15 protein-coding genes are annotated in these 15,229 nt (G+C 69.3%); 6 read left to right on the forward strand and 9 right to left on the reverse strand.

Going from position 1 to position 15,229, the window contains the following annotated elements; genetic code table 11:
• Positions 1–60: 60 nt before the first annotated feature.
• The gene (locus BJY22_RS20890; protein ID WP_167209264.1) at positions 61–720 is read left to right on the forward strand and encodes a maleate cis-trans isomerase family protein; all 660 of its coding nucleotides are present in this window, start codon (positions 61–63) and stop codon (positions 718–720) included.
• Here BJY22_RS20890 and BJY22_RS20895 read toward each other — a convergent pair.
• The 8 genes from BJY22_RS20895 to BJY22_RS20930 all read right to left on the reverse strand — a co-directional run bounded on the left by BJY22_RS20895 (position 687) and on the right by BJY22_RS20930 (position 7,245).
• Entirely contained in the window at positions 687–1,385 is a 699-nt protein-coding gene (locus BJY22_RS20895; protein WP_167209266.1) for an urease accessory protein UreD, read from the reverse strand. The two genes, BJY22_RS20890 and BJY22_RS20895, sit on opposite strands and share 34 nt — an antisense overlap.
• On the reverse strand, positions 1,369–2,082 hold the full coding sequence (gene ureG, locus BJY22_RS20900) for an urease accessory protein UreG (protein WP_167209268.1): 714 nt from the start codon (positions 2,080–2,082) through the stop codon (positions 1,369–1,371). Before ureG ends, BJY22_RS20895 begins: the two co-directional genes overlap by 17 nt.
• A complete protein-coding gene (locus BJY22_RS20905) occupies positions 2,075–2,776 on the reverse strand; it encodes an urease accessory protein UreF (RefSeq protein ID WP_167209269.1) in 702 nt (233 codons plus the stop codon). The genes ureG and BJY22_RS20905 overlap by 8 nt, the downstream gene beginning before the upstream one ends.
• Complete coding sequence (locus BJY22_RS20910; RefSeq protein WP_167209271.1) at positions 2,776–4,479, reverse strand: urease subunit alpha; 1,704 nt, start codon at positions 4,477–4,479, stop codon at positions 2,776–2,778. Before BJY22_RS20910 ends, BJY22_RS20905 begins: the two co-directional genes overlap by 1 nt.
• Positions 4,472–4,783 (reverse strand): urease subunit beta, encoded by a 312-nt coding sequence (ureB, locus tag BJY22_RS20915; RefSeq protein WP_167209273.1) that lies wholly within the window; start codon positions 4,781–4,783, stop codon positions 4,472–4,474. The genes BJY22_RS20910 and ureB overlap by 8 nt, the downstream gene beginning before the upstream one ends.
• A 9-nt stretch (positions 4,784–4,792) precedes the next feature.
• A complete protein-coding gene (locus BJY22_RS20920; protein WP_167209275.1) occupies positions 4,793–5,095 on the reverse strand; it encodes an urease subunit gamma in 303 nt (100 codons plus the stop codon).
• A complete protein-coding gene (locus tag BJY22_RS20925) occupies positions 5,092–6,747 on the reverse strand; it encodes a purine-cytosine permease family protein (RefSeq protein ID WP_167209277.1) in 1,656 nt (551 codons plus the stop codon). Before BJY22_RS20925 ends, BJY22_RS20920 begins: the two co-directional genes overlap by 4 nt.
• 102 nt (positions 6,748–6,849) lie before the next feature.
• On the reverse strand, positions 6,850–7,245 hold the full coding sequence (locus tag BJY22_RS20930; protein WP_167209279.1) for a MarR family winged helix-turn-helix transcriptional regulator: 396 nt from the start codon (positions 7,243–7,245) through the stop codon (positions 6,850–6,852).
• A gap of 145 nt (positions 7,246–7,390) precedes the next feature.
• Between BJY22_RS20930 and BJY22_RS20935 the strand changes: the two genes are divergently transcribed.
• Positions 7,391–8,452 carry a substrate-binding domain-containing protein gene (locus BJY22_RS20935; RefSeq protein ID WP_167209281.1) on the forward strand — a complete coding sequence of 354 codons (1,062 nt, stop codon included), beginning with the start codon at positions 7,391–7,393 and terminating at the stop codon, positions 8,450–8,452.
• On the opposite strand, the gene BJY22_RS20940 is transcribed toward BJY22_RS20935, so the two are convergent.
• On the reverse strand, positions 8,418–9,785 hold the full coding sequence (locus BJY22_RS20940; protein ID WP_167209283.1) for an alkaline phosphatase family protein: 1,368 nt from the start codon (positions 9,783–9,785) through the stop codon (positions 8,418–8,420). The two genes, BJY22_RS20935 and BJY22_RS20940, sit on opposite strands and share 35 nt — an antisense overlap.
• 129 nt (positions 9,786–9,914) lie before the next feature.
• Here BJY22_RS20940 and phnA point away from each other — a divergent pair, with 129 nt between their 5' ends.
• Genes phnA through BJY22_RS20960 form a run of 4 tightly spaced genes read left to right on the forward strand, consistent with a single transcriptional unit; the run spans position 9,915 to position 15,221 of the window.
• Complete coding sequence (phnA, locus tag BJY22_RS20945; RefSeq protein ID WP_167209285.1) at positions 9,915–11,270, forward strand: phosphonoacetate hydrolase; 1,356 nt, start codon at positions 9,915–9,917, stop codon at positions 11,268–11,270.
• A 44-nt stretch (positions 11,271–11,314) separates the two neighbouring features.
• On the forward strand, positions 11,315–12,613 hold the full coding sequence (locus BJY22_RS20950; protein WP_167209286.1) for an MFS transporter: 1,299 nt from the start codon (positions 11,315–11,317) through the stop codon (positions 12,611–12,613).
• A gap of 31 nt (positions 12,614–12,644) precedes the next feature.
• The gene (locus tag BJY22_RS20955; protein ID WP_167209288.1) at positions 12,645–13,730 is read left to right on the forward strand and encodes a zinc-binding dehydrogenase; all 1,086 of its coding nucleotides are present in this window, start codon (positions 12,645–12,647) and stop codon (positions 13,728–13,730) included.
• Positions 13,731–13,757: 27 nt separating this feature from the next.
• Complete coding sequence (locus BJY22_RS20960; RefSeq protein WP_167209290.1) at positions 13,758–15,221, forward strand: aldehyde dehydrogenase family protein; 1,464 nt, start codon at positions 13,758–13,760, stop codon at positions 15,219–15,221.
• The last annotated feature ends 8 nt before the right edge of the window (positions 15,222–15,229 follow it).

Raw genomic sequence — 15,229 nt, forward strand, 5'->3', positions numbered from 1 at the left:
CTGACGGTTGGAGTGCTGACGCCGCATGCCGCAGCGGGGCCCGAAGTCGAGCTTCCCGCAATGGCGTCAGCCACTCTCGACATGGTGGTCGAGCGTGTACGAGCTGACACCTCCGTGATCCTTCCGAGTGAGGCTGCGGATCTTCGAACGCTCGCCACGCCATCGGCACTGCGGCCGGCCGTCGCATCGCTGCGCGAGGCGCGGGTCGACGTGATCGCCTACGCCTCGACCACGTCGGGGTACGCGATCGGGCAGGCGGGTGAACTCAACCTCGTCAAACGCCTCCGCCACCTGGCCGGCGTACCGGTTGTGACAAGCGGGCTCGCCGCCACGCAGGCGTTGAAGACTTTCGGCGTACGGCGCGTCACCCTGGTCCATCCACCGTGGTTCGACGCAGCCATGGGAGACCTCGGCGCCAGGTACTTCCGCGATCATGACGTCGTCACCCTGACCGCGACGCCGCTGCCCAAGCACCCGGACCAGGTGCGGCCGGAGCAAGTGATCGACTACGTCAGCGATCATGTCGACGCCTCGACCGAGGCGGTGTTCATCGCCGGCAACGGCTTTCGTGCGGCGGGCGCGATCGAGGAGCTCGAACGCCGCACCGGGCACTTGGTTCTCGAAGCGAACCAGGTGTTGCTCTGGTCGATCCTGGCCGCGACCGGGACCAACATCCAGGTCGACGGCTACGGCAGACTGTTTTGCGTCGCGCCGCTCTGAATGCCGGGGGACAGGTCGCTTTCGTGGTGCTCGTCGACGAGCCGGCGGGTGATCGAACCTGCAGCCTCGAGTTGGAGGGTGTGCGGGTCGTGGGGGAGGCGGAAGCCCAAGGTGGTGATCGAGTCGAGACACCGGGCTTCGCCGAGGACGGCCCAGCTGGTGCGGGCGGCCGCAGAGAGGTCGAGGTCTTCGGCGAGCACCTGTTGGTCGTCGATCCAGGCCCGGGTGCTGGTTCGAAGGCTGCCGCCGACCTCGTTGTGGCGGCCGAGGATCAGTGACTCCCGCAGTTCGGCTGTGCATCCTGGCTCGAGGTACGCGGTGGTGCAGCGGGTGACGTCGGCGTCGGCGGAGACGATGAACGGTTCGGCGTACCAGTGGAGGCTTGCGCCGTCGGTGAGGCGGAGGTCGACGTCCCAGCGCGCGGAGCCGCCGTTCATTCCGTACGCGACGGTGCCGGCGGTCTCCACGATCTCCAGCCGCACAGGGCCTTTGACGGAAACCTCGATGCGTACTTCGTCACCCGCGAGCAGCAGGGCACCCGCCGCCACCAACGCGACGCGGACCACTCCGGCGCGACCGGGTAGCGGCCGCGGTGACAGGTGGTCCGTCGTCAGCAGGCATCGATCGCGGACCGGGTCCGCTACGACGTCAATGCGTGTGGGCATGGGTGTGGGTGACGAGCTCGCCGTTCTCGCCTCGGTGCGAGTGCGGAGCCATCGGTCCGGGGTCGACGGGCGTGTGGCTCCCATCGCGTACGGCGTACGTCATCGAGCGCACCCACTCCTTCAACCGCGCGATGGAGGCAGTGTCGGTCCGGGAGAGCGCGAGGACGGGCTTCCCGTTGCGGGCCGCTTCGGCGTCCTGCACCATGCGGTCGACGTCGACCCCGACGTACGGCGCCAGGTCGGTCTTGTTGACGACCAGCAGGTCCGCCCGGGCGATCCCCGGTCCGCCCTTCCGCGCGACGTCGCCGCCGCCGGCCACGTCGAGCACGAAGATCTGGGCGTCGACGAGCGCGGGGGAGAACGTCGCGGTGAGGTTGTCGCCGCCGGACTCGACGAGGACGACGTCGAGCGGAGCGAAGTCGCGTTCGAGGTCTTCGACCGCGATCAGGTTGGGCGTGACGTCGTCGCGGATCGCGGTGTGCGGGCAGGCGCCGGTCTCGACCGCGCGGATGCGCTCGGGATCGAGTACGCCGGCCGACCGTAGCAGTCGCGCGTCCTCGTCGGTGTAGATGTCGTTGGTGATGACGCCGAGTTGCAGTTCGGCGGAGAGTTCACGGCAGACGGTCGCGATCAGCGAGCTCTTGCCGGTGCCGACCGGTCCGGCGACGCCGAGGCGGAAGGAGCGGGTCTCAGGCATGGAACAGCCTCATTCTCTCGGTTGCGTGCTGATGGGCGAACACGTCGAGCAGCGGTGCGCCGCCCGCGGGCAACTTCTCGGTCTCGGTCAGCGGCGCGACGTCGGTGACGAGCCGCTCGATGTCGTCGTGCAGCCGGGCCAGCCAGGTCGCGGCGTCGGCAGGGTCGACGGGGAGCAGTTTGAGTGACGCGGACACGACCGTCTGCGCGTCGTCGTACGCGACGATCCGGGCGAGCTGTTCCGCGGACAGGCCGGTGACGGCGCCGACCACACCGAGAACCACCGGGCGGGCGATCTCCGCGTCGGGCGGCAGATGCCGCAGTACGTCCGGCCAGACCCGCCCGGCGAGCCGCAGGAACAACCGGCCCTGCCGCCGCGACACCGCCCGCAGGACGTTGCTCGGCGTCCGAGCCGCCCAAGCCTGCTCCGCGAGCATCACGCCCCGACTCGGCGGGGTCGGGTCGGGGGTGGTGGATTGGAGGACGAGGTGGCGGGTGACGACGGCGACGGCGGCTTCGGTCCGGGTGACGGTGCGGAGGCGGTCGCGGGCGTACGCGGCGACGTCGTCGAGTTTGTTGCCGTCGGCACCGAGGCCCGCGCGGACGGCGGGTTCGAGGCCGGCGGACTGGGTATGCCCGCCGGTCGGCAACCGCCCGTCGGCGAGCATCAGCGCGACCAGTTCCGGCGTACTCATCAGAACATCGCGTAGAGCTGGGCGAGCGGCAGGACCTCGGCCGGCGCGGGCTCGACCAGGTCGCCGTCGATCCGGATCGCGAACGTCTCCGGATCGATGTCGATCGCCGGCAGGGCGTCGTTGTTCTTCAGCTGCGCCTTGCCGATCTCCCTGGTCGCGCGTACGCCGAGCAACGTCCGGCGCAGTCCGAGCCGGCCGGCGAGCCCGTCGTCGAGCGCCGCGGGGGAGACGAACGTGTACGACAGGTCCGCCCCGATCGCGTCGCCGAACGCGGGCCGCATCAGCACGGGCTGCGGCGTCGGGATCGACGCGTTCGGGTCGCCGAGCGAGGCCCAGGCGATCGCGCCGCCCTTGATCACCAGGCTCGGCCGCACCCCGAAGTACCGGGGATCCCAGAGCACCAGGTCCGCGAGCTTGCCCGGTTCGACCGAGCCGAGTTCGTGATCGATGCCGTGGGCAATCGCCGGGTTGATGGTGTACTTCGCGACGTACCGGCGGACCCGTTCGTTGTCGGCGGGGAGGCTGTCGCCGAGTGTGCCGCGGCGGTGCTTCATCACGTGGGCGACCTGCCAGGTACGGGTGATCACCTCGCCGATCCGCCCCATCGCCTGGGCGTCGGACGAGGTGATCGACAGTGCGCCGAGGTCGTGCAGGATGTCCTCGGCCGCGATCGTCGTGGCGCGGATCCGGGACTCGGCGAACGCGAGGTCCTCGGGTACGTCGGGGTTCAGGTGGTGGCAGACCATCAGCATGTCGAGGTGTTCGGCGACGGTGTTGACGGTGTGCGGCAGCGTGGGGTTCGTCGAGCCGGGGATGACGTGCGGGTACGACGCGATGGAGAGGATGTCCGGCGCGTGCCCACCGCCCGCGCCCTCGACGTGGAACGCGTGGATCGACCGGCCGGCGATCGCGCCGAGCGTGGACTCGACGTACCCCGCCTCGTTCAGGCTGTCGGCGTGCAGCGCGACCTGGAGGCCCCAGTCGTCCGCCGCCCGCAGCGCGGCGTCGATCGCGGCCGGTGTCGAGCCCCAGTCCTCGTGCACTTTGTACCCGGCGGCGCCTGCGAGCGCCTGCTCGGCCAGCGCTTCGGCGCTGACCGTGTTGCCCTTGCCGAGCAGCAGCACGTTGAGCGGTACGGCGTCCAGCGCGCGATGCATCTGCTCGAGGTGCCAGGCGCCGGGGGTGACCGTGGTGGCCTTCGATCCCTCACTCGGGCCGGTGCCGCCGCCGACGATCGTGGTGATCCCGGTCGCCAGCGCCTCGTGGAGCTGCGAGGGGGAGAGCAGGTGGACGTGCGAGTCCATCGCGCCGGCGGTGAGGATACGTCCTTCGCCGGCGATCACGTCGGTCGACGGGCCGATCCGGAGGTCCGGGTGGACGCCGTCCGCGATGTCCGGGTTCCCGGCCCGGCCGAGCGCGACGATCCGGCCGTCGCGGATCCCGACGTCGGCGCGGACGATCCCCCACCAGTCGACGACGAGGACGTTCGTGACGACCGTGTCCGGTGCGCCGTCCGCGCGGGTCGTCGTACCCTGCGCCATCGACTCGCGGATCGACTTGCCGCCGCCGAACACCACCTCCTCGCCGCCGACGGTCAGGTCCTGCTCGACCTCGACCCACAGGTCGGTGTCGGCGAGCCGCACCTGGTCCCCGACGGTCGGCCCGTACAACGCGGCGTACGCGGCCCGCGAGATCTCAACCATCGTGCTTCACCTGGATCCCCGGCACCCGGCGGTCACCGCGCAACGCGACCAGCGCCACCTCACGCGAGGCCCCCGGCTCGAACCGTTGCGACGTACCCGACGGGATGTCCAGCCGGAATCCCCGAGCCGCCTCCCGGTCGAAGGCGAGCGCCGAGTTCGCATCCGGCAGATGCAGATGCGAGCCGAGCTGGATCGGCCGGTCACCGGTGTTCACGATCACCAGTCGCAAACGCTCTTCTTCGGAACGATCTGCATTCAGCTTGATGGTTCCTGGCATCACACGTACTGCTCCTGGACCAGTCATGTGACTCCTTCAAATGATGGGGTTGTGGATAGTGACGAGTTTGCGGCCGTCGGGGAAGGTGGCTTCCACCTGGACGTCGTGGAGGAGCTCGGCGACGCCGGGGAGGACCTGGTCGCGGGTCAGGACCGTGCGGCCGGTTTCCATCAGGTCGGCGACGCGGGCGCCGTCGCGGGCGCGTTCGATGACCCAGGTGCTGAGCAGGGCGACGGCTTCCGGGTGGTTGAGCCGGACTCCCCGGGCCAGCCGGTCGCGAGCGACCATGCCGGCCACGGAGAGCAGCAGCTTCTCGACATCGGCGGGAGTGAAGTTCACGACTGCACCTGGGGTGCGGGTTGTGCGGGAAGGACGTGGTCGGAGACCTTGTCCGTGCTGAGGCAGAGCGAGCACACGGCGGCGTCGTGCGTGGCGCAGGCGGTCATGTCCGGTCGCTCGTACTCCTGCCGGCACACGTGACACGTCAGCACCTCACCGGACGGGTTCCCGTGCTCGTCGTACATCGGAAGGTCCAGCCCGTCGTCGACCCGCCGCAGGTAGTACTTCCCGCGCGTGATCACGGCGAGGATCGGAGGCAGGACGACGGCCAGACCGATCGCGACGAGGGGCGAGTACGGCTTGATCGTCTCCCCGAGCCCGCCGAAGAACACCAGGATCGACACCCCGGCGGCCGCGGCCATCGACACGAAGCCGACCGGGTTCACCGCGTACAGCATCCCGCGCCGGAACTCGGGCTCACGAGGCGACAGCTTCAGCAGGTACTTGTTGAACACGATGTCGGAGGCAACGACCACGATCCACGCCATGCCGCAGTTCGCGTAGAACCCGAGGATCGTGTTGAGGAAGTCGAACATGTTCGCCTCCATCAGCACCAGGGCGATCACCAGGTTGAACCCGAGGAACACCAGCCGCCCGGGATAGTGCCGGGTGAGCCGCGTGTACGAGTTCGTCCAGGCCAAGGAACCGGAGTAGGCGTTCGTCACGTTGATCTTCACCTGGCTGATCACGACCAGGACGACGGCCAGTGTCATCGCCAGCCACCCGGGCAGGAACCCGCGGTAGATCTCCAGGAACTGGTGCACCGGCTGGTTCGCGATCGCCGACGAGTCCGCGACGTTCGCGATGAGGTAGACCGCGAGGAACAGTCCGACCGCCTGTTTCAGAGCGCCGAAGATGACCCAGCCCGGTCCGGCCAGCAGCATCGCGGTCCACCACCGGCGCGAGTTCTCCGGGGTCTTCGGCGGCATGAACCGCAGGTAGTCGATCTGCTCCGCGATCTGCGCGATCAACGACAGACACACACCGGCCGCGAGCAGCATCGAGCCGAAGTCCGCATCGGGGCCGTACGCGAAGAACGTCGAGACCGACGACGGGTGCGAGACGAGCAGGTAGCCGAACGGCAGCACCATCAGGATCAGCCACAGCGGCGTCGTCCACACCTGCAGCGTGGACAGCACCTTCATTCCGTAGATCACCAGCGGGAAGATCACCAGCGTCGACACGGCGTACCCGAGCCACAGCGGCACGTGCAGCCCGAGTTGCAGGCCCTGAGCCATGATCGAGCCTTCGAGCGCGAAGAAGATGAACGTGAACGACGCGAAGATCACGTTGGTGACGACCGAGCCGTAGTACCCGAACCCGCTGCCGCGGGTGATCAGGTCGAGGTCGATGTTGTACCGCGCCGCGTAGTACGCCAGCGGCAGGCCGGTCACGAAGATCACCACCGCGAAGATCGCGATACCCCACAACGCGTTCGTGGTCCCGTACGAGATCCCGATGTTCGCGCCGATCGCGAAGTCGGCCAGGTAGGCGATCCCGCCGAGCGCCGACACGGCGACGACGCCGGTCGACCACTTCCGGTAACTGCGCGGGGCGAACCGGAGGGTGTAGTCCTCGAGCGTCTCCCGGGTCGCGGTGGTCGGCGTCGGTGGGGCGGGGGTGTGGTGGTCGAGCGAGGGTTCAACAGTCATGGGCGAACTCCTGCGGCACCTTCGGGCGAGCGGTGCTCCGGCGGGCCGGCGACGCTGCCGGCGGGGGATGCACCCGAATGGAAGGAACCTAGGAACGCCGTGTTACCTGTGTGTTGCCGAGCTGCTACGTTCGTGTATTTCCATCTGGAAGTACTTCGTGACGTCGGCCTCGAGGCTGCGCTGGACGTCGGCGAGGCGGTCGGCGACCGTGCCGCCGACGGGGGACAGGGCGGTGACGATCCGCCGCTTGTCGTCCGGGTGGATGCGTCGCAGGACCAGGCCGCGCTCGACCAGCTTGTCGACGTGCCGGGTGAGGCTGGCGGCCGGGAGTACCGCGGACTCCGCGAGCACCGACATCGGCTGCCCGGGCTCGTCGCGGAGCACGGCCATGATCCGCCACTGCTCGATCGTCAGGCCGAACTCGTCGAGCAGCGGCTGCAGCCCGAGCTCGATCTCGCGTTCGGCCCGCTTGAGCGCCAGGAGAAGGCTCGACGCCATCGGCACCCCCTCCTCGGTTCAGGTCTTGGGAAATATAGCTCTTCGCTCGGCGTTCCGCCTCCGGTTCGGCCAGACTGAGGTCTCGTCCGGCGGACGAGCGGGCGAGCGGGCGAGCGGCTGGGTGTACGGCGTGAGGAGGTGACGGATGCGGCGTTCCGACGTACTGCCGATCGCCTTCGTGGTCCCGATGCAGGGGCCGACCGGTCTCTACGGGCCGTCGTGTCTCGCCTGCGGACAGCTCGCGGCCGAGCAGCTCAACGCCCGCAACGGCATCGCCGGGCGCCGGGTCGAGCTTGTCACCGTCGACGCCGGTCGGCGGCCCGAGGTCGTCGCCGAGGAGGTCGGGCGGCTGGTCGACTCGGGTCGCGTCGAGGCGGTCGCCGGCTGGCACATCTCGGCCGTACGGGTGGCGCTGACCCGGCGGATCGGTGGGCGGGTCGTGTACGCGTTCGCAGCGATGCACGAGGGCGGCGACGACACGCCGGGTGTGTTCATGCTCGGCGAGCGTCCGGTCAACCAGCTGCTGCCGGCCGCGCACTGGTTACGCGAGCAGCATGGCGCCCGGCGCTGGGTTGTCATCGGCAACGACTACGTGTACCCGCGGGTGACCGGGTCGGTGACCCGGGAGGCCCTGCAGGGAACGGGATCCGAGGTCGTACGGTCGGCGTACGTGCCACTCGGTACGACGGACTTCCGGGACGTCGTCGACGGGCTCCGGGTAACAGACGCCGACGGCGTGATCATGCTGCTGATGGGCCAGGACGCGGTGCACTTCAACCGGCAGTTCGCGGACGGCGGTCTGAGCGAGAAGCTCCTCCGCCTCAGCCCCGCGATCGAGGAGAACACGCTGCTCGGCGCGGGCGCCGGCGCGAACCACGGCGTGTACGCGGCCGCGGCGTACTTCGACCGTCTGTCCACCGCGGAGAGCAGCGAGTTCGCCCAGCGGTACTACGCCCGCTTCGGAGCGTTCGCGCCGGCGCTGAACGCGGTCGGCGAGTCCTGCTACGAGGCGATCCGCTTCCTGGCCCGCCTCGGCGAGATCAGCGGCTCGATCGCGGTGTCGGCCGCCCTTCCGACCGGCCACTTCTACGACAGCCCCCGCGGTCTGCTCCGCCTCGACGGAAACCTCGTCGACCAGGACGTCTACCTGGCCGCCGCCGACGGCCTCGAGTTCACGGTCCAGGCCCAGATCGCCCGCACCGGCTAGTCACGTGGCGCCTGGCGATGGCCTTGGTCACGCCGTTGTCGAACTCCGCGACGACCTCGGCGTCCTGTGGCTGCCCGGCAGCGACCTGCTTGTAATGGCTCAGGTAGTCGACCTGGACGCCGCGAGCCTTGTACAGCGGCATCCACGGAGTGGTGAGCGCGCTGTCGAACAGCGCGCCACCGGCCGCCGGATCGCCCTTGTCGTTCCACTCGTCCGGATCGGCGACGGCGATCACGTCACGCCCGCGGACGAACGAGCCGCGGCCCTGACCCTCCTCGGAGGTCGCCCAGAACTCGCCGCTCATCAGACGCCATCCCCGGTACTCCGTCACGCCGCTGCCCTCGGGCGTCTTGTCGACCCGGGTCCAGGCCTTCGGCAGTTCGGTGGTCCAGCCGCCGACGCCCGCAGGCTTGGGTGCTTCGTCGACGACGCCCGAGGTCGCCTGCACGGTGTCGAACGGATCGGCGCTCCGGGTGCCGATCGGTACGCCGTCGAGTCCCCACGCCGGGTCGACCGGAAGCCCGAGGTGCCGGTAGATCGTCGGCATGATGTCGACCTGTCGCCACTCGCGCCGCAGGGCGGCGGTGGTCGGGATGCCCGCGCCGGCAGCGAGGATCCAGCCCTGGCGTGAGGTGTGCTGGTCGCCGCCGTGACCGAAGCCGGTCTGGCCGTGGTCGGTGGCCGCGACGATCAGCCAGCGTTCGTCCTGGTACGTCGGACGACTCTTGACCGCGGCAACGAGTTCACCGAACTTGGCGTCGACCCGACGGATCGCGTCGAGGTAGTCGGCGCTGTCCGAGCCGAGCGCGTGGCCGGTCGCGTCGACGTCGTGCAGGTACACCATCATCAGATCCGGATTGTGCTCGCCGAGTACTTCGAGCGCGGCGTCGGTGCTCTGCCGGTCGGTGACCTGCTGGTTGGCGCCGTTCTGCTGGAGCTTCACGTCCGGGTGGTCGATGAGGTAGGTGCTCAACGGCGTCCAGTCGAGTGTGGTGAACGTCGACAGTTGCGGCTTCAGCCCTTCGGCGCGGGTGATGAAGTCCGGGTACTGACTCTTGCGATAGCCGGTGAACGAGTTGTCGAGCATGTTGTGCTTGTCCGGCCACACCCCGGTGAACATGCTCGTGTGGCCGGGGCCGGAGTTCGTCCCGGCGATCGCGTTGTCCTGGATGTACGCCGGCCCGAACTGGCCGGTTGCGCCGACCGCGGCGAGGTTCGGCGTACCGGCCTCGTGCATCTTGTCCCAGCGCATCCCGTCCATGTTCACGAACAGGACCTTCGTGGCGCTGGTGCCGTTCGGCAGGTCGTCGGGGGTCTGCACGACTTCGAACACTGGCAGCAGTGGCTGCTCGGCGGTATGCCGGATCTGGCTATGCGGTCCATAGCGCGATCGGGGGTTCCCGGCGTGACCGGGGGAGATGGACAGTGACACCGACCCGAGACCCCGATCCCAGGAGCCTTCGTGACCGCCACCTTCAGCGTCAACGACCGGACCTACACCACGCACGGTGCGCCGGTCGTTGTGATCTGCATCGACGGCAGCGAGCCGGAGTACCACCTCGAGGCCATCAAGGCAGGCCGGATGCCGTGGCTCGCCGGGGTCCTCGGCAGCGGGCGGGGGACCTCGTGGGAAGCCCACTGCGCCATGCCCGCGCTGACCAACCCCAACAACGTGTCGATCGCGACCGGGCGCCCGCCGGCGGTCCACGGCATCAGCGGCAACTACCTGTACGACACCTCCACCGGCGCCGAGGTACTGATGAACGACAAGTCGTTCCTGCGCGCGCCGACCCTGTTCGCGGCCGCCAACGAGGCAGGCCTGGACGTCGTGGTCGTGACCGCCAAGGACAAGCTGCGACGTCTGCTCGGTGCCGGGGTGGTGGAGGCAGGCCCCAGCCTCGACGGATCCGGTGAGTTCGTCGAGCCGAGGCGGCGCGGCATCTGCTTCTCCGCGGAGAAGGCCGACGAAGCCAACCTCGAGGAGAACGGGATCGACGACGTGCTCGCGCTCGTCGGCAGGCCGCTACCCAGCGTCTACTCCGCCGACCTGTCCGTCTTCGCGCTGGCCGCGGGAGTCGAGATCCTCAAGACCCGTGGCGCCGACCTGATGTACCTCTCGCTCACCGACTACATCCAGCACAAGCACGCGCCCGGCACCGAGGCGGCCAACGACCTGTACGCCGAGATCGACCGCCACGCCGCACAACTCGAAGCGCTCGGCGCCGTCGTGGTCCTCACCGCCGACCACGGCATGAGCGCGAAGACCGACGACACCGGCACGGCGAACGTCGTCTTCGTCGAGGACGAGGTACGCCGGATCCTCGGCTCGACCGGCACCGCGCCGGGGTCGGACGACCTGCGGGTGATCCTGCCGATCACGGATCCGTACACCGTGCACCACGGTGCGCTCGGCTCCTTCGCCAGTGTCTACCTGCCCGGCGGCGCGGACCTCGGCCGGACCGTCGAGGCGCTCCGCTCCATCGACGGCGTACAGGCCGTCCACACCCGGGACGAGGCCGCGCGGGACTTCTCGCTGCCGGCGGACCGGATCGGCGACATCGTCGTACTCGCCGAGAAGGGGACGGCCGTGGGGCGGTACGCCGCGTGGCACGACCTCAGCGGCCTCGACGCGCCGCTGCGATCCCACGGCGCCCTCGGCGAAGTGCAGATCCCGTTCCTGATCAACCGCGTGCTGCCCCGGCCAGAACAGCTCGACGAGCCCTGGGGCCCACCGGCGTACATCCACAACTACGACGCGTTCTGGGTCGCTACGACCCTGGTGGCCGAGACCGACCTCGCCACGACCTCGGCGTCCTGAATCCCCGCCTGTTCGTCCCTACCCCCTGAGAGGTCGTGACGAGGATGTCCAGCACACTCGACCCCACCGCCGCCAACATCCCGGCCGAGCCCGTCTCCGAAGCATCCTTCCGCCGCCTCGCCTGGCGGATGTTGCTGGCAGCAATGTTCTGCTACCTGTTCTTCTACACCGGCAGACAGGCCTTCGGCTTCGCGATCCCCGGTATCCAGAAGGACCTCGACTGGACCAAGGCCACCGTCGGGACGATCAGCGGGATCGCCCTGTGGTCGTACGCGATCGGCCAGATGGTCAACGGCAACCTCGCGGACAAGTTCGGCGGCCGTCGCCTGATGGCCCTGGGGGCGGTCCTGTCGACGACCTTGTGCATCATCGCGAGCTTCATGCACTCGGCCGCGGGCATGGCCGTCGCGCTCGGCGCCAACGGCTTCGTCCAGGCCATGGGCTGGTCGGCCGGCGGACGGGTGATCTCCAACTGGTGGAGCCACCACGAGCGCGGCAAGAGCTTCGGCTTCTACACGCTGGCGGCCGGCTCCTCGTCCGTTCTCGTCTACGTCACCTCGACCTTGACGATCAGCACGTTCGACCTGGACTGGGAGTGGCTGTTCCGCCTGCCCGTACTGCTGATGCTCGTGGGCGGAATCACGTTCTTCCTGGTCGCGCGGGACACCCCGAGGAACGCCGGGATCACGCCGCCCCGCTCGTTCACCCATGACGCCGACGATGTCGCGTACGACGCGGGCGGCGCCGCTCCCAGCTCGACGGACCGCTACAAAACTGTGCTGGGAATCCCCAGGATCTGGGTGACGGGCGTCGCCATCGGTTTCCAGAACGCCGCTCGGTACGGCTTGCTGATCTGGGTGCCGGTGTACTTCCTCGGCGACAACTGGAAGAAGACCGACAACGCGGTCTGGATCACGGTCGCCCTGCCCGTCGGTATGGCGGTAGGTGCCCTCGTCAACGGCCAGCTCTCGGACCGGATCTTCGGGTCCCGTCGCGACCGCCCGATCATGCTCTTCATGGTGCTGGGCGCGCTCAGCTCGCTCGGAATGTGGGCCCTGCACCCCGGTGTCGGCCTGGGCATCGTCCTGCTGTTCCTGACCGGCTTCTTCGTCTACGGCCCGCAGTCGTCGTTCTGGGCGCTCTGTCCGGACCTGGCCGGCAAGGTGATGGCCGGCACCGCGGTGGGCGTCGTCAACTTCTTCGCCTATCTGTTCGCCGGCGCCGCCGAACCCGTCATCGGCCGCATCATGGATCACAACGGCGGCGACGCCGGGCTGATCTTCCCGATCGTGGCGATCTGCTGTACGGCCAGTGCGGCCGTGGCTTCCACCATTCGCCGCTGACCGTGGCCAGAACCCGACAGGACCCGAAACGATGACAACGACAGGATCGACAGTGAACGCGACCGCGACGGCGGCGGTGTGGTCCGGTGTCGAAGCGGGGTTCACCGTGGACACGCTGCCGCTGCCCGCGCTGCGGCGGGGCGAGGTCCTGGTTCGTACTGAGCTGGCCACGATCTGCGGCAGCGACCTGCACACCATCAACGGCGACCGCCCGACCCCGCTGCCGACCGTCCTCGGTCACGAGGCCATCGGCCACGTCGTCGCCACCGGTGGCGACGTGACCGCGGCCGACGGACAGCCCGTCAGACAGGGCGACCGCATCACGTGGACGATCGGTACGGCGTGCGGTACCTGTCGCCGCTGCCGTCGTGGCATCTCCCAGAAGTGCCTGTCGGTGCGTAAGTACGGCCATGAGGCGATCGACGACCACTGGAAGCTCAACGGCGGCTTCGGGACTCACGTGCACCTCGTGGCCGGCACCGGCGTGGTGAAGGTGCCGGATCAGTTGCCCGCGACCGTCGCCACGCCCGCCAACTGTGCCACGGCGACGGTCACCTGCGCGGCTCGTCGTACCGAACTCGACGCCGACGACGTCGTCGTGGTGCTCGGGTGCGGCATGCTGGGGCTGACCGCCGTGGCCTACGCCCGGGACCGTGGATGCTCCACGGTGATCGCCTCCGATGTCGACCCGTCGCGCCGGGAGCTCGCGGCGCTCTTCGGCGCCACCGCGGTCGTCGAGCCGCAGGACCTCGCCGCCATCACGAGCGAGTACGGCGCGGACGTCGTCTTCGAACTGTCCGGCAACAGCCGGGCCGTGCAGTCGGCCTTCGGCGTGGTGGATCTCGGCGGGCGGATCGCTCTGGTCGGCTCGGTGTCCCCCGCCCCCGAGATCAGCTTCGAACCGAGCGGTTTCGTCAAGAACCTCACGACCGTCGTCGGCTGCCACAACTACCGGGTCGACGACCTCGTCGAGGCCGTCGCTTTCCTCGGGCGCACGCCCGCACAAGCGTTGTTCGCCGACTTGATCCCCGCGCCGTACGCGCTGGCCGACATCGTCCAAGCCGTCACGACCGCAGGCACCAGCAGCGCCCCGCGGATCGCTGTCCAGTTCCCCTGATCGCCACCCCCTCAAGGAGATCTCCTCGTGAGCCTCGACTTCAAGGTCCGGGCGGACCACCTGCTCAACCACATCGACGGAACGTGGACGCCCGGCAGCGGTGGGCAGACCCGGCCGAACCTGAACCCCGCCGACACCACGGACGTGATCGGCGAGTTCGCCGAGTCCGTCGCGGCCGATGTCACCGCGGCGGTCGACGCCGCCGAGGCCGCCCAGCCGGCCTGGGCCGCGATCGGACCGATCGCGCGGGCCACGATCCTCACCAAGGCGAGCCGGCTGATCGAGGAGCGGATCGAGGACTTCGCCGCGGCGATCACCCGCGAGCAGGGCAAACGACTGGGCGAGGCGCGCGGGGAAGTGATGCGCGGGCTGGCGATTCTCGAGTTCCACGCGGGTGAGGCCCGCCGGATGAACGGCGAGACGACCGCCGCCGAGGAGCCCCGCACCATCGTGATGACCTTCCGGCGCCCGCTCGGCGTCGTCGGTCTCATCACCCCGTGGAACTTCCCGCTCACCATCCCCATCTGGAAGGTCGCTCCGGCCCTGCTGTCGGGCTGTACGGCGGTCCTCAAACCGTCCCCGCTGACGCCGCTCACGGCCGCGCTGCTCGTTCAGGCGTTCCACGACGCGGGCGTGCCGGCCGGCGTACTCAACCTGGTGCAAGGCGACCGCGAGGCCGGTGAGGCCCTTGTCGACGACGGACGGGTGGCCGGCATCTCCTTCACCGGATCACTGCCCGTCGGCCAGGCCATCAACCGGGCCGGCGCGGGGCGCCTGCTGCGCACCCAGCTCGAACTCGGCGGCAAGAACGCGCTCATAGTGCTGGCCGACGCCGACCTCGACGCGGCCTGCGACGCGATCATCCACGGCGCGTACGGCCAGTCTGGTCAACGGTGCTCAGCGACCAGCCGGGTGATCGTCGACCGCTCCGTCCACGGCGAACTCCTGGACCGGCTGGCCCCGCGCGTACGCGCGATGGAGATCGGCCCGGGAGACCAGCCGGACGCCGACATCGGCCCGGTCGTCAACGACGAGCGGTACCAGGCCTGCCTCGGCGCGATCGAGAACGCCGTCGCCGATGGGGCGAAGGTCATCGCCGGTGGGGACGCCGCCGAGCTCGGGACCCCGGGCTACTTCGTCAGGCCCACGCTGCTCGACGACGTGGCCTGGGACTCCGAGCTCGCGCAGGAGGAGGTCTTCGGGCCGGTCCTGTCGGTCATCACCTGCGACGGGTACGACGACGCGATGCGGATCAGCAACTCGGTGAAGTACGGCATGTCCGGCACGATCTTCACCCAGGACCCGGCGCTGATGTTCCAGGCGCTGCAGGACTTCCAGGCAGGCATGCTACATGTGAACCGCCCTGGCGTGGGCGCGTACTCCCACCTTCCGCACATGGGCGCCAAGGCCTCCCAGCTCGGCGCGCCGGAGTGCTCGCCCGACGTCTGGAACTTCTACACCGATCTCCGGTCGGCCTGCATCAGGTATTGACGGGGCCG

Source organism: Kribbella shirazensis (genome assembly GCF_011761605.1).
Lineage (GTDB): Bacteria > Actinomycetota > Actinomycetes > Propionibacteriales > Kribbellaceae > Kribbella > Kribbella shirazensis.

What these genes read in the sequence shown, in the direction of transcription:
- BJY22_RS20890 (WP_167209264.1), top strand. Translation starts at nt 61, where the DNA reads ATGGCGTCAGCCACTCTCGACATGGTGGTCGAGCGTGTACGAGCTGAC.
- BJY22_RS20895 (WP_167209266.1), bottom strand. Translation starts at nt 1,385, where the DNA reads ATGCCCACACGCATTGACGTCGTAGCGGACCCGGTCCGCGATCGATGC.
- ureG (WP_167209268.1), bottom strand. Translation starts at nt 2,082, where the DNA reads ATGCCTGAGACCCGCTCCTTCCGCCTCGGCGTCGCCGGACCGGTCGGC.
- BJY22_RS20905 (WP_167209269.1), bottom strand. Translation starts at nt 2,776, where the DNA reads ATGAGTACGCCGGAACTGGTCGCGCTGATGCTCGCCGACGGGCGGTTG.
- BJY22_RS20910 (WP_167209271.1), bottom strand. Translation starts at nt 4,479, where the DNA reads ATGGTTGAGATCTCGCGGGCCGCGTACGCCGCGTTGTACGGGCCGACC.
- ureB (WP_167209273.1), bottom strand. Translation starts at nt 4,783, where the DNA reads ATGACTGGTCCAGGAGCAGTACGTGTGATGCCAGGAACCATCAAGCTG.
- BJY22_RS20925 (WP_167209277.1), bottom strand. Translation starts at nt 6,747, where the DNA reads ATGACTGTTGAACCCTCGCTCGACCACCACACCCCCGCCCCACCGACG.
- BJY22_RS20930 (WP_167209279.1), bottom strand. Translation starts at nt 7,245, where the DNA reads ATGGCGTCGAGCCTTCTCCTGGCGCTCAAGCGGGCCGAACGCGAGATC.
- BJY22_RS20935 (WP_167209281.1), top strand. Translation starts at nt 7,391, where the DNA reads ATGCGGCGTTCCGACGTACTGCCGATCGCCTTCGTGGTCCCGATGCAG.
- BJY22_RS20950 (WP_167209286.1), top strand. Translation starts at nt 11,315, where the DNA reads ATGTCCAGCACACTCGACCCCACCGCCGCCAACATCCCGGCCGAGCCC.
- BJY22_RS20955 (WP_167209288.1), top strand. Translation starts at nt 12,645, where the DNA reads ATGACAACGACAGGATCGACAGTGAACGCGACCGCGACGGCGGCGGTG.